At 69.8% G+C, this 11,507-nt stretch carries 10 protein-coding genes and 1 pseudogene; 4 read left to right on the top strand and 7 right to left on the bottom strand.

What is annotated here, in order from left to right:
- The coding region (locus tag AC31A1_RS35755) for a thiolase C-terminal domain-containing protein (RefSeq protein WP_489657309.1) at nucleotides 1-196 on the top strand (196 nt) is incomplete at its 5' end.
- Nucleotides 197-318: 122 nt separating this feature from the next.
- On the opposite strand, the pseudogene AC31A1_RS35750 reads toward AC31A1_RS35755, so the two are convergent.
- From AC31A1_RS35750 to AC31A1_RS35720, 7 genes and pseudogenes are all read right to left on the bottom strand, one after another.
- Nucleotides 319-1,215, bottom strand: a pseudogene (locus AC31A1_RS35750) (acyltransferase family protein); the annotation flags it as partial.
- Nucleotides 1,216-1,372: 157 nt separating this feature from the next.
- Nucleotides 1,373-2,728, bottom strand: a complete 1,356-nt coding sequence (locus AC31A1_RS35745) for a hypothetical protein (protein ID WP_489657308.1) — start codon at nucleotides 2,726-2,728, stop codon at nucleotides 1,373-1,375.
- Nucleotides 2,729-3,495: 767 nt separating this feature from the next.
- Nucleotides 3,496-4,185, bottom strand: a complete 690-nt coding sequence (locus tag AC31A1_RS35740; RefSeq protein ID WP_489657307.1) for a pyridoxine/pyridoxamine 5'-phosphate oxidase — start codon at nucleotides 4,183-4,185, stop codon at nucleotides 3,496-3,498.
- A gap of 10 nt (nucleotides 4,186-4,195) precedes the next feature.
- Nucleotides 4,196-5,074, bottom strand: coding sequence for a GNAT family N-acetyltransferase (locus tag AC31A1_RS35735; protein WP_489657306.1), 879 nt, complete (start codon nucleotides 5,072-5,074; stop codon nucleotides 4,196-4,198).
- Complete coding sequence (locus tag AC31A1_RS35730; protein ID WP_489657305.1) at nucleotides 5,071-5,670, bottom strand: GNAT family N-acetyltransferase; 600 nt, start codon at nucleotides 5,668-5,670, stop codon at nucleotides 5,071-5,073. The genes AC31A1_RS35735 and AC31A1_RS35730 overlap by 4 nt, the downstream gene beginning before the upstream one ends.
- A 12-nt stretch (nucleotides 5,671-5,682) precedes the next feature.
- Nucleotides 5,683-6,108, bottom strand: a complete 426-nt coding sequence (locus AC31A1_RS35725; RefSeq protein WP_489657304.1) for a Zn-ribbon domain-containing OB-fold protein — start codon at nucleotides 6,106-6,108, stop codon at nucleotides 5,683-5,685.
- Complete coding sequence (locus AC31A1_RS35720) at nucleotides 6,108-6,557, bottom strand: DoxX family protein (RefSeq protein WP_489657303.1); 450 nt, start codon at nucleotides 6,555-6,557, stop codon at nucleotides 6,108-6,110. The genes AC31A1_RS35725 and AC31A1_RS35720 overlap by 1 nt, the downstream gene beginning before the upstream one ends.
- Nucleotides 6,558-6,788: 231 nt before the next feature.
- Between AC31A1_RS35720 and AC31A1_RS35715 the strand changes: the two genes are divergently transcribed.
- The 3 genes from AC31A1_RS35715 to AC31A1_RS35705 form a co-directional block, all read left to right on the top strand.
- Complete coding sequence (locus AC31A1_RS35715; protein WP_489657302.1) at nucleotides 6,789-8,405, top strand: subtype B tannase; 1,617 nt, start codon at nucleotides 6,789-6,791, stop codon at nucleotides 8,403-8,405.
- Between the two features lie 273 nt (nucleotides 8,406-8,678).
- Entirely contained in the window at nucleotides 8,679-9,872 is a 1,194-nt protein-coding gene (locus AC31A1_RS35710) for a flavin-containing monooxygenase (protein WP_489657301.1), read from the top strand.
- Nucleotides 9,873-9,978: 106 nt separating this feature from the next.
- Nucleotides 9,979-11,507 (top strand): CoA-binding protein (locus AC31A1_RS35705; RefSeq protein WP_489657300.1); only part of this gene is annotated, 1,529 nt, incomplete at its 3' end.

Below are 11,507 nucleotides of genomic sequence, written 5' to 3'. Positions count from 1 at the left end.
CGGGGGCGGGCTGTCGGCCCAACATCCCGGGATGCGGGGACTGTTCCTCCTGGTGGAGGCGGTGCGGCAGTTGCGGGGGGAGGCCGGTGCTCGTCAAGTGACGGGAGCGGACGGCGACTTGCCGCGACTCGGAGTCGCCTCCGGAACGGGCGGTTGGTTCTGCTCCTCGGGGACCGTGGTGCTGGGGCGGGACTGAGCCATCAGGGACTTCCAGGACCGGTTCCGCTTGAAGGGCAGTTCGAAGATCTGGGAGAAGAACCACGCCGTCAGCACCGAGACAGGCAGGCCCACGAGAAGGGTGAAGCAGAAGGTGTGCAGCCCGGGCGCGACGAAATGCGGGGCCACTCGGCGGATGACGACCAGGACGATCGGCAGGTGGATCAGATAGAGGCTGTAGGAAAAATCGCCGAGGCGCTGAAGGGGGCGCGCGGTCAACAGCCGTACGAGGAACGCGGGTTGGCCGGTGGCGACCGCGGCGATCAGCATCGTCATGGCGGGAGCGATGGCGAGGTCGATCCAGAAGTAGTGGCGCACGGTCCAGACGGAACCCTGGATGAAGCCGAGAGCCAGCACGGGCAGGGCTGCCAGGACGGCGAACCACCCCCACGGCAGGCGCCGAACCCGCTCCGACGCGACGACGATTCCCGCACCCACGACTCCCGCGACGAACACGGGGGCGAGATGCGGGGCGAGCCAGTTGTCGCCCTCGACCGGGTTCGCGTCGGGGGCCATCAGCCCGCGGACGATGACCGGGAGCGTCACGCACGCGACCACGGCGGCCGCGCCGAACCGCCGCCGGACAAGGAGGATGAGGGGGAAGAGGAGATACAGCTCGGCCTCCACTCCGATCGACCAGAACGCGCCGTTCGGGGTCGGGGCGAAGAACACGTCCTGAAGGACAAGGCCGTAGACGAGAATTGATGACCCGTCAGGCGGTCCGTAGTGCGAAGCCGGGACCACGAACAGCGAGATGACGAGGCTCATGGCCAGCGCGGCCCAGTACGGGGGCAGGATGCGCCAGGCGCGTCGGCGCAGGAACTGGGCGACACCGCCCGACCGCCAGCCGTGCCGGGCGGGGGAGATCGCGAGCGAGAAGCCGGACAGTACCAGGAAGAAGACGACGGCGATACGCCCGAACATCAGCACGTCCAGCACCCGGGGCGCCGAACTGTTCGGATACCCCGGGAAGGCGTACAGCCAGCAGTGGAACAGCACCACATACAGCGCCGCCAGCCCGCGGAGACCGTCCAGCCCCAGCACCTGCCGACGCACGGGTGCCGCGCTCGCCCTCACATCCACTGAAACTGAAATCGCTCGGCCCTTCCTTCGACGCCGCCCTCGGTGACTGGTACGTGGAGTCCGGCCGAGCAGTTCAATGGTCGGGGTGGACCGCGATGACGGCTTTGTCGTTGCCCGGGTCCGGGTCGCGGTCGCCGACGTACCAATCCTGGGCGGGTTTCTGGTCCTGGAGGGTCAGGGTGCCTTCGCCCGGTTCGCCGAGGCGCATCGTGAAGGTGAAGGTCTGGGTCTTGCCGGGCTCCAGGGCTTTGACGTCACAGGTGTAGGTGAAGGCGCCGTTCTCGCAGTAGGGCTCGTATTCGTCCTCGTCGTACTCCTGCATGGGCTGCTTCACCATCTCCATGCCGAGCGGCGGGCTGAACACGAGCTGCTCCGTGGCGCCGACGTCGGCGGGGCCGTTGTTGCGGACGGTGAGCTCGAAGGTCCGCTTGGTGCCGGCGGCGCCGTACAGGTTGACATCGGAGACGGAGTAGTCGGCGTAGGTGTCGAGCACGACGTTCGTCCAGCCGCCGCCCTTGGCGTAGGTGCCCTTCTTGGCGGCGGTGGCTTCAGGACGGAGGGCCGGACCGTCACCGTGGTCCCCACCGGCCATGACACCCCCGTACCCCGGCCCCATGTCGAGCGCCCGGGCCTCGCTGTTGAAGGAGGCGTACATCTGCGTCTTGGGCGTACGGAGCCGGAGCGCGGGCTGGAGGGTCACGGTCTGCCCGGGTGCGATGCGGAGATCCGGGAACTCGCAGACCGCTATGTGGCCCTTGTAGAAGCCCGGATAACGGCAGTTGGCGTACCGCTCCTCGAACTCCAGCCGTTCGAGGCCGACTCCGAGCACCAGTCCCCTGACCGGCACCTCGCCGGTGTTCCGCACCACGATCGGCTCGCTCAGCACGGCCCCCGGACGAACTCCGCCGAGTGACTTCGTTGTCAGCACCTCGACCACCGGCTCGCCCACGACAGCCTTCGTCCGCGCCGTGACCTTCTTCCCGCTCCGGTCCGTGTAGGTGTATCGGACTTCCCCCGCGTCCCCCGGCCTGCTGCCCTTGGCTGCGACCAGGGAGACACCTCCGTCCGACCTGCTGTCGTACTCGGAACGCACCGCACACGTCATATGCGTGGGGCTGCCGGTACAGTTCCCGCCTTTGCGCAGCACGACCGCGTTCTTCGCACCGGGCAACACGTCCACGGTGAGGGTGTGATCGGCGGGCCCCCTGTCACCTGCGTGCACCTTGCCGTCGTCCACGGAGAAGTGGAACGGGTCCTTGTCATGAGGGCCGGATCTGTCGCCGACGGGGCGCAGGTAGAACAGCTCGGGCGCGGTGATCGAGGGCGGCTTGTCGGTTGCTCCGCTGCCGCAGGATGTGACCGGCGCGAACAGGAGGGTGACGGCTGCTCCGACGCCGGCCGCGCGCTTCGACCGACGACGCCCGTTCACAGTCTCCTCGCCTTCTCCCCGATGAGCTTGGGGATCAACGTACTCCCTGCCTGTGACCCGACGAAGATGGGATTGAGGCGCTCACCAGTGGACGTTGGGCCACTCGCTTCTCAGCCAGTGTCGGGCTTCCACGGCCCGAGTAAAGGGCGCTCCCTACGGTCGCGTCGGCTACGCCGATTCCGCTGCGCTCCACCCTTGACTCGGCCCGCTCCAGCCCGTTTCAGAAGCGAGCGAGCGGCCCGAAAAGACGGGTGGCCAAGGCGGGCAGGCCCCTACCTGCACTGCGTCGCGAGCCGGAGTGCAAGGGCGCGCTCGCGCCTCGCCAGCACGCCGCGCCGGCTCAGCGGCCAACCCTGGGTGGGTAGGGGTGGTTGCCGAAAGCTGAGCCGGGGGCAGGAGAGGTGGGTCCAGAAAGTGTGACACTTTCACTCGGACTGTCACACTTCTGCAGACCAGGTGTCCCCAGGACATCTGGGAAGTCCCCACCGGCAGAGCGCCGCTGAGCCCACCCGGCGTGCAGGCGAGACACGGACGCACCCCCACCACACCGGCCGCCAGCACAGTTCAGGCAAGGGGACGGCTCCCTGGCCACCCATCCCTCGGGGCCGCCCGCTCGCTTCTGAAACGGGCTGGAGCGGCCCTAGTCAAGGGTGGCCCGCAGGGCCATCGCCGCAGGCGACGCGCAGCGCAGCGGAGCGCCCTTTACTCGGGCCGCGGAAGCCCGACACTGGCCAAGAAGCGGGCGGCCCAACCCGTCACTTCACAGCTCAGGGCCAGAGCAACCCCTTCGACCAGCCCCGCTCCGCCCGGACATAGCTCAGGCGCACGTGTCGTCGTAGTGCGTCGCCTTGGAAGAACTCGACCTCGTCCGGGAACACGCGGTAGAGGGTCCAGGACGGGGCAGGGGTTTCCGGTTCTCGTTGTGCCAGTTCCCAGGCCGCTTCCGATGCCTGCGTCAACTCGTCCAGGGACGGGAGGACTTCGCTCTGGTGGCCGGTCAGTGCTGCCGCCAACGCACCCGTCGAGTGGGCGTGGAGGTCCGTTTGGGATTCGGTCGGGGTTGCCGGGAGGACCGGGCCTCGTAGGCGGACCTGGCGGCCGAGGCGGGGCCAGTAGAAGGCGAGGGCCGCGTAGGCGAAGCCCTTCAGCTGGCGGCCTTTGCGGCTTGTGGCGTGGGTCGCGAAGGACCAGCCCTCCTCGTCCGCGCCGTGCAGCATGACCATCCGTACGTCCGGGAGGCCGCCGCCCTCGGTCTCCGGGTCGCCGTCCCGCGTCGCCAGCGACATCACGTGGGGTTCGAGCTCGCCCGCCGCCACCGCCTCCGCGAACCAGGTGGTGAAGAGGGCGAGGGGGGTGTCCGGGGTTGTGGTCGGGTCCAGGGGCGGGAGCCTGGTCAGCTCGGGGGCCCATACCCGTAGTGACTTCAGTAGTTCGTGGAGGTCCGTTCCCGTTGCCATGGGGTGAGTATCACCTCGGGGCGGAGGCGGGGTGGAAGTCGTAGCCCGCGAAGTCCTCCACCGGGCGGTAGCCGATGCGCTGGTAGAGGGCGTTGCTCGTGGGGTTGGCCAGGTCCGTGAACAGGAGTACCTCGTCCGCGCCCGCCGCCCTTGCCATTCTGCTGACCTCCGCTGTCACCGCGCCCGCGTAACCCCGGCCCCTGATGTCCGCCGGGGTGTAGACGGGGGCCACTCGGACCTGGCCGGCCACCTTCGTCGTGAGCCCGGCCATGGACACCGGCGTACCGTCCGGGGTTTCCCAGAGCGTGATCCCGCCGTAGGAGATCCGGGAGTCGGCCCACTCGCCGGGGTCCTGCGAGGTGCCGCCCTCTCCGATCGCCTCGGTGAACTCGACGTACCAGCGCATGAGTTGTTCGCGGTCCTTTGCCGTCGCGACTCTCGGGCGGCCCGCAGGGACGGGTTGCGGGATCGTCAACTCGCCCAGGCGGTAGAGGCGTTGGCGTGCGTGGAGCTTGGAGAGGGCGCCCGTTCGGCTTGCCCATGCCTCCGCGAACGTCGACGCGGTGTCCAGTTCACCCATGACTCCCGGCAACTCGTCGCCACGCAAAGCCAATTGGGCCGCCAGCTCGATGGCCTCCGCTGCGGAGAGGGGCGTCAGCATCAGGCGGCCGGGAGGTGTGCGGAAGAAGGCGGCCCGCACTTCGCCGTCTCGTTCCAGTGCGCCGAACACCGGGTCGCCCTCGCCGTACATACGCAGCCCTCGGCTGCGCAGCGCCGCCGTCACCGTCAGGTGAACCGTGTGCAGGGCGGGGCGCGAACGCAGGAACTCCCCCGCCCGGGTGAGGAATTGGTCCAGGTCCCCGGTGATGTGCCAGTCGCCAGCCGTCACAGCTGGACCTCCGGGTCCGTCGCCAGCCGGCCGTGCAGGTGGACGTCACGGAACGCGTCCCGCCGGCCCGCCTCGAACATCGCCCCGCGCAGCGTCCCCTCGGCCGGAAACCCGCAGCGCTCGGCGATATGGCAGGACGCGTCGTGGCCGAGGGCGTGGCCCAGTTCGAGGCGGTGCAGGCCCAGGTCGGTCAGGGCCCAGCGGGCGGCGAGGGTGAGGGCGCGGGTGGCGACGTTGCGGCCGCGGGCCTCGGGGAGGGTCCAGTAGCCGACGCGGGCGACGCGGATGATGTGGTCGATGTCGTTGACACCGATGTGCCCCAGCGTCGTACCGCTGACCGCGTCCGTGACACAGAAGGACGCGCTGACGCCGTCCTCCGCGTTCTCGGCGCGGGAGCGCAGCGAGTCGCGGGCGCTGGTGACGTCCGTGATCGGCCGCAGTGGGGTGTTCCAGCGCTGGAACTCGGGGTCGGACACTCCGCGCAGCCAGTCCGTCACATCGGTGTCGTCGTCGGCGTCCCAGGGGCGCAGCCGAAGTCCATGACCGTTCAGCTCGGGGAGGGGGCGCTGGAGAGACCGCTCGCGTATGTGGGCCATCGCGCCATTGAATCAAGCGTCGCGCGCACCGGGTACGTCATTCTTCCTCGGGCTGAACACCGGCACCCCGTCCCGGAACGCCACCTCGACCGCCATCCCCGCGCGCAGTTCGGCGGGCCCGGCCTTCACCATTTCCGTCATCATCCGCGGGCCCTCCGCGAGATCGACGACCGCCGCCACGTACGGCACCCGTTCCCCGAAGGGCGGCAGGTCGTTGCGGTGGACGACGGACCAGGTGTAGAGGGTGGCGTGGCCGCTCGCGGGCTCCCAGGTGACGTGCTCGCTCCAGCAGTGGGGGCAGAACTCGCGGGGGTAGTGGTGGGCCCGGCCGCAGTCCGCACAGCGGCGGATGAGCAGGCGGCCCCGCGCCGCGGCCTCCCAGTAGGTGCGGGTGAACGCGTCGGGCTCGGGGACGTCGTAGCGCGGGGAGGTCCCCATCAGAACCATCCCAGGGCCGTGTCCACCGACCACACCTGCCAGGACATCGCGAACAACGCCACCACCGAGATGAGCGCCATCATCGCGTTCTGCCCCTGCTCCGCCCAGTCGTGGATCATGAGCGTGAAGTAGAGGACGTTGAGGAGCAGGCCCCCGACGAGCGCGGCCGGGGTGAGGAAGCCCACGACCAGACCGAGGCCGACCGCCAGCTCGGCGTAGACGACGACGTACGCCATCGTGCGCGGGCGCGGCGCGACCATCACGTCGAAGCCCGAACGGACCGCCGTCCAGCGGTGTTTGGCGGCGACGTCGGCCGCCCAGGCGATGCCGGTGCCGCGCTCGAACCAGGCCTTCTTGTCCTTGTGCCGCCAGCTCTCCAGCCACCACAGCCCGAGTCCTATACGGAGGACCGCGAGCCAGTCCGCTCCGCTGAGCCAGATCGCATCCATGAATCTGACGGTACGTCAGAAGCTGAAGAAAGCCGAGGGGTGGCCATGAAATTCCTGTGCTCCGGGCGTGCCGCTGTGGGTCCCCCATGAATCCCCGCAGATTGTTGACGATTTTGTTCAGACCCGATTACGTTCGCAAGCGCAAGGCCAAGGAGCGGTCGGGAAGACGCGGTCGGTAAGACGAGAGGCAGCACGGTGAAGCACAGGGCAGTCAAGCGCAGGACGGTAGTCATGGGCATCGGCGCGACCGCGGGTGTCGCGGCGGTCGGCGGCATCGCGCTCAGCGCGAACGCCAGCAGCTCGAAATCGTCGTCGTCCTCATCTTCCTCGGACCTGGCCTTCGACCCGGACGCCTGCACGAAGCTGACGAAGTCGATCACGGACACCGCGGGCACGAAGCACACGGTCGTCTACCACTTCTGGAAGGCGATCACGTACGTCGCCAACCCGGTGGACGCCACCTACCAGTCCCTGATCGTCAGCTCCCCGGTCGAGATCGACGGCAAGGCGGTCGACGCGAGCAACGCCCCGATCCTGCTCGCGAACTCCGTCGGCGGCTACCTCCCCGCCTCCGTGGCGACCGCCACCGAGGTCGGCGGCGGCGGTTCGGCGATGGGCGGCGGCGCGGCCCCGAGCGGTGCCCCCAGCTCTTCAGCCTCCGCTTCCGCGAGCGCCTCCGCCTCCGCGAGCGCCTCCGCCCCCGGCGCCAACGGCAACACCAACGCCACCGGCGGCGCCACCTCCAGCAACCAGCTCCTCGCGCTGGCCGCCGGCTACGTCGTCATCGAGCCCGGCGCCCGCGGCCGTACCCTCAAGAACTCCAGCGGCGAGTACTACGGCACCGCGCCCGCCGCGATCGTCGACCTCAAGGCCGCTGTCCGCTACATCAGGTCCAACAAGGGCCGCATCCCCGGCGACGTCGAGCGCATCGTCTCCGCGGGGACCAGTGCGGGCGGCGCGCTGTCGTCCCTGCTGGGCGCGTCCGGCGACAGCCCGATCTACGACAAGTACCTGAAGGCACTGGGCGCGGCCGACGCCTCCGACGCGATCTTCGCGACCGGCGCCTGGTGCCCGATCACCGACCTGGAGCACGCCGACGGCGCCTACGAGTGGAACTGGGGCGCCAACGACCTGAGCACCGGCAAGCTCGTCGACCAGACCGTCTCCAAGGCGCTACAGGCTCAGTTCGCCGAGTACCAGGCCGGCCTCAAGCTGCGCGGCCTCGGCGGCTTCGGTCCGCTGAACGCCCGCAATCTCGACGCGTACATGGTCGAGCAGTACCTGGAGCCCTCGGCCACCACGTATCTCGCCGCCCTCTCGGACTCCGCCCGCGTGACCTACCTGAAGGCCAACACCTTCATCACCTGGTCCGGCGGCAAGGCCACCTTCACCTGGGCCGACTTCCTCACCCACGTCGGCGCCCGCAAGAAGGACGCCCCCGCCTTCGACGCCTTCGACCTGTCGGCCGGCGAGAACAACGAGTTCGGCACGGGCACGACCCTGGCCCGTCACTTCACGGCGTACGGCGCGAAGAACGACTCAACAGGCCTGAGCAGCAAGCGGGTTCCGAGCGACGTCCCCGCGAAGCTCGACCTGATGAACCCGATGTACCACCTGGTCGAGAAGGTCAACCCGAACCGTTCCAAGCACTGGTGGATCCGCCTCGGCACCAAGGACTCGGACACCGCGCTGACGGTCGCCGCCAACCTCGCCGCCCGCCTCGACAACCTGGGCGACGACGTGAACCACATCTACTACTGGGACGAGGGCCACGGCGCCAACACCGACCCGGGCGACTTCATCACGTGGATCGCCCAGGTGACGGGGCACCAGGCCAAGCGCCGGTAAGCCACCCTCCCCTCGGACGCGGCACCGGTCTCCCGTCATACATTCCGGTCGCCGCGAGCACGACGCCGAGCCCCTCCGCGCACGGTGCGGGCCCGGCGTCGTGCGCATGTCCGGACCGGCTGCCACACCCATGACCACGCCTCCACCTCCCTCCCACAACCAGAGGCCCTACGCCACCGACCTCACCCACTCCTCCACACCCGTGATCGATCCGCAACCAATTCCGGGCTTGACCGAGACCCATCAACGTGGGACGTGATTACGCTCGCGCTCATGGCCGACTCCACAGCGTCCCCGAACCCCGCGGCGCAGAACCACGCAGACCGCCCCGTGTACGTCATCGGCGGCGGCCCCGGCGGTCTCGCCGCCGCGTACGCGCTGCGCGCGCAGGGCATCCGTGCCGTCGTACTGGAGAAGTCGGACCGGGTCGGAGCGTCCTGGCGCAGGCACTACGACCGCCTGCATCTGCACACCACCCGGCGGCTGTCGAGCCTGCCCGGGCTCACGATGCCGCGCCGGTTCGGCCGCTGGGTCTCGCGGGACGACGTGGTGCGCTATCTGGAGAAGTACGCCGAGGTCCACGAGCTGGAGATCGTCACCGGCGTCGAGGTCTCCCGCGTCGAACGCTCGGCCGACGGCACCGGCTGGCTGCTGCACGCCACCGGCGGCCGCGAACTGACCGGCCGCGCGGTCGTCGTCGCCACCGGCACCAACCACACCCCGCGCATCCCCGACTGGCCCGGCCGCGACGCCTACACCGGCCAACTGCTGCACGCCGCCGACTACCGCAACGCCCAGTCCTACGCCGGCCAGGACGTCCTGGTCGTCGGCATCGGCAACACGGGCGCGGAGATCGCCGTGGATCTGATCGAGGGCGGCGCGTCCCGCGTCCGCCTCTCCGTCCGCACCGCCCCGCACATCCTGCGCCGCTCGACCGCGGGCTGGGCGGCCCAGTACACAGGCGTCCTCGTACGACGGCTGCCGGTCGGCCTGGTCGACCGGCTCGCGGGGCCGGTGTCCAAGGTCAGCGTGCCGGACCTGGCCGCGCAGGGGCTGCCGCGCCCCGACACCGGGCTGTACAGCCGGGTCAAGGAGGGGTCGATCCCGGTGCAGGACGTCGGGCTGATCGACGCCGTGCGCACGGGGCGGGTCGAGATCGTGCCGGCCGTGGAGAGCTTCGAGGACGGCAAGGTGGTCCTCGCCGGCGGCGACCGCGTCGGCCCGGACGTCGTGATCGCGGCCACGGGCTACGTCCGCTCCCTGGAGCAACTCGTGGGCCACCTCAGTGTGTTGGACGCCTGCGGCAAACCGGTCGTGAACGGGGCCCGCACCCCGAAGGACGCGCCCGGCCTGTACTTCACCGGCTTCACCAACCCCATCAGCGGCATGCTCCGCGAACTGGCCATCGACGCGGAGCGGATCGCGAAGGCACTCGCCAAGTCCGTCCGCAAAAGTGCCGTGAGCTAGGGTCCGTCCGTTCTTTGCGTGCACGACAGTTCCTGACGCTGTGTCAGTTCAGTAATCTGACAGTGCGTCAGTTAATTATGCCGTCACACAGGAGCGGGGCGGACCGATGCTTGGATCAACCCACGGCACCCTCACCACCGACTCCCGCCGGGCCCGGGTCATCGCCTGCGGGGAGCAACCCGGCCCCGCCGTCCACGGCAGGCCCGCCGACGTCGACGATCTCGACGTCAGCGGGCGGCCGTTGTACGCGGGCGTACCCGACCTGGACCGTTTCTTCCGCCCCGAGTCGGTCGCCGTGATCGGCGCCTCGGACGCGGAGGGCCGCCCGAACACCGGCATCACCCGCCAGCTCATGGCGTGGGCCGGCCGAGTCGGGGCTCGTCTGCACCCGGTGCACCCCACCCGCACCACGGTCTTCGACGTCCCCTGCTTCCCCTCCATCGCCGACCTCCCCGAACAGGTGGACCTGGCCGTGGTGCTGGTGGCCGACCCGCTCCCCGTGATCGAGCAACTCGCCGAGGCGAAGGTGAAGTTCGCGGTCGCCTTCGCGTCGGGCTTCGCGGAGACGGGCGAGGAGGGGGCGTTGGCGCAGGCCCAACTCGCCGCCGCCCTAGGCCGATCCGGCCTCCGGCTCCTCGGCCCGAACACCAACCTCAACGCCTTCGAGAACTTCCGCGAGGACCTCGAAGGACCCGCGATCGCGCTGATCACCCAGTCCGGCCACCAGGGCCGCCCGGTCTTCGCCCTCCAGGAACTCGGCATCCGCCTCTCCCACTGGGCCCCCACCGGCAACGAGGCCGATCTGGAGACGGCCGACTTCATCTCCTACTTCGCCGAACGCCCCGAAGTGGGCGCCATCGCCTGCTACGTGGAGGGCCTCAAGGACGGCCGTTCCTTCCTCCTGGCCGCCGACCGCGCCGCCCGCCGCAAGGTCCCGGTGGTCGCGGTGAAGGTCGGCCGCACGGAGACCGGCGCCCGCACGGCCGCCTCCCACACCGGCAAACTCACCGGCGCGGACGCCGTGGTGGACGCGGCGATGCGCCAGTACGGCGTGATCCGCGTCGACGGCCTGGACGAACTCCAGGACACGGCGGCCCTGTTGGCGCGGGCGAAGGCTCCGGTGGCCGAGGGGGTGGTCGTGTACTCGATCTCCGGCGGCACGGGCGCCCACTTCGCCGACCTGGCGAGCGAGGCGGGACTGCGGCTGCCGCAGCTGTCGTCGGCCAAGCAGTCCGAACTGCACGAGTGGATACCGCCGTACCTGAGCGTGGCGAACCCGGTGGACAACGGCGGTCACCCGGTGGGTGACTGGCGCGGCCGGAAGATCATCGACGCGATCCTGGACGACCCGGAGGTAGGGGTGCTGGTCTGCCCCATCACGGGCCCGTTCCCGCCGCTGAGCGACAAGTTGGTGGAGGACCTGGTGGCCGCGGCGGAGGAGACCGACAAGCTGGTGTGCGTGGTGTGGGGCTCACCGGTGGGCACCGAACCGGCGTACCGCGAGCGGCTGTTGGGCTCGTCCCGGGTGGCCACCTTCCGCACGGTGGGCAACTGCGTCACAGCCCTCCACGCCTACTTCTCCCACCACCGCTTCGTCCACGCCTACCGCTCCCCCTTCGACGAGGCCCCCCGCGC

The organism is Streptomyces sp. P5F9, from assembly GCF_057961495.1.
This window is presented reverse-complemented; position numbering and strand designations above follow the sequence as displayed.

What these genes read in the sequence shown, in the direction of transcription:
- AC31A1_RS35740 (WP_489657307.1), bottom strand. Translation starts at nt 4,185, where the DNA reads ATGGCAACGGGAACGGACCTCCACGAACTACTGAAGTCACTACGGGTA.
- AC31A1_RS35730 (WP_489657305.1), bottom strand. Translation starts at nt 5,670, where the DNA reads ATGGCCCACATACGCGAGCGGTCTCTCCAGCGCCCCCTCCCCGAGCTG.
- AC31A1_RS35725 (WP_489657304.1), bottom strand. Translation starts at nt 6,108, where the DNA reads ATGGGGACCTCCCCGCGCTACGACGTCCCCGAGCCCGACGCGTTCACC.
- AC31A1_RS35720 (WP_489657303.1), bottom strand. Translation starts at nt 6,557, where the DNA reads ATGGATGCGATCTGGCTCAGCGGAGCGGACTGGCTCGCGGTCCTCCGT.
- AC31A1_RS35715 (WP_489657302.1), top strand. Translation starts at nt 6,789, where the DNA reads ATGGGCATCGGCGCGACCGCGGGTGTCGCGGCGGTCGGCGGCATCGCG.
- AC31A1_RS35710 (WP_489657301.1), top strand. Translation starts at nt 8,679, where the DNA reads ATGGCCGACTCCACAGCGTCCCCGAACCCCGCGGCGCAGAACCACGCA.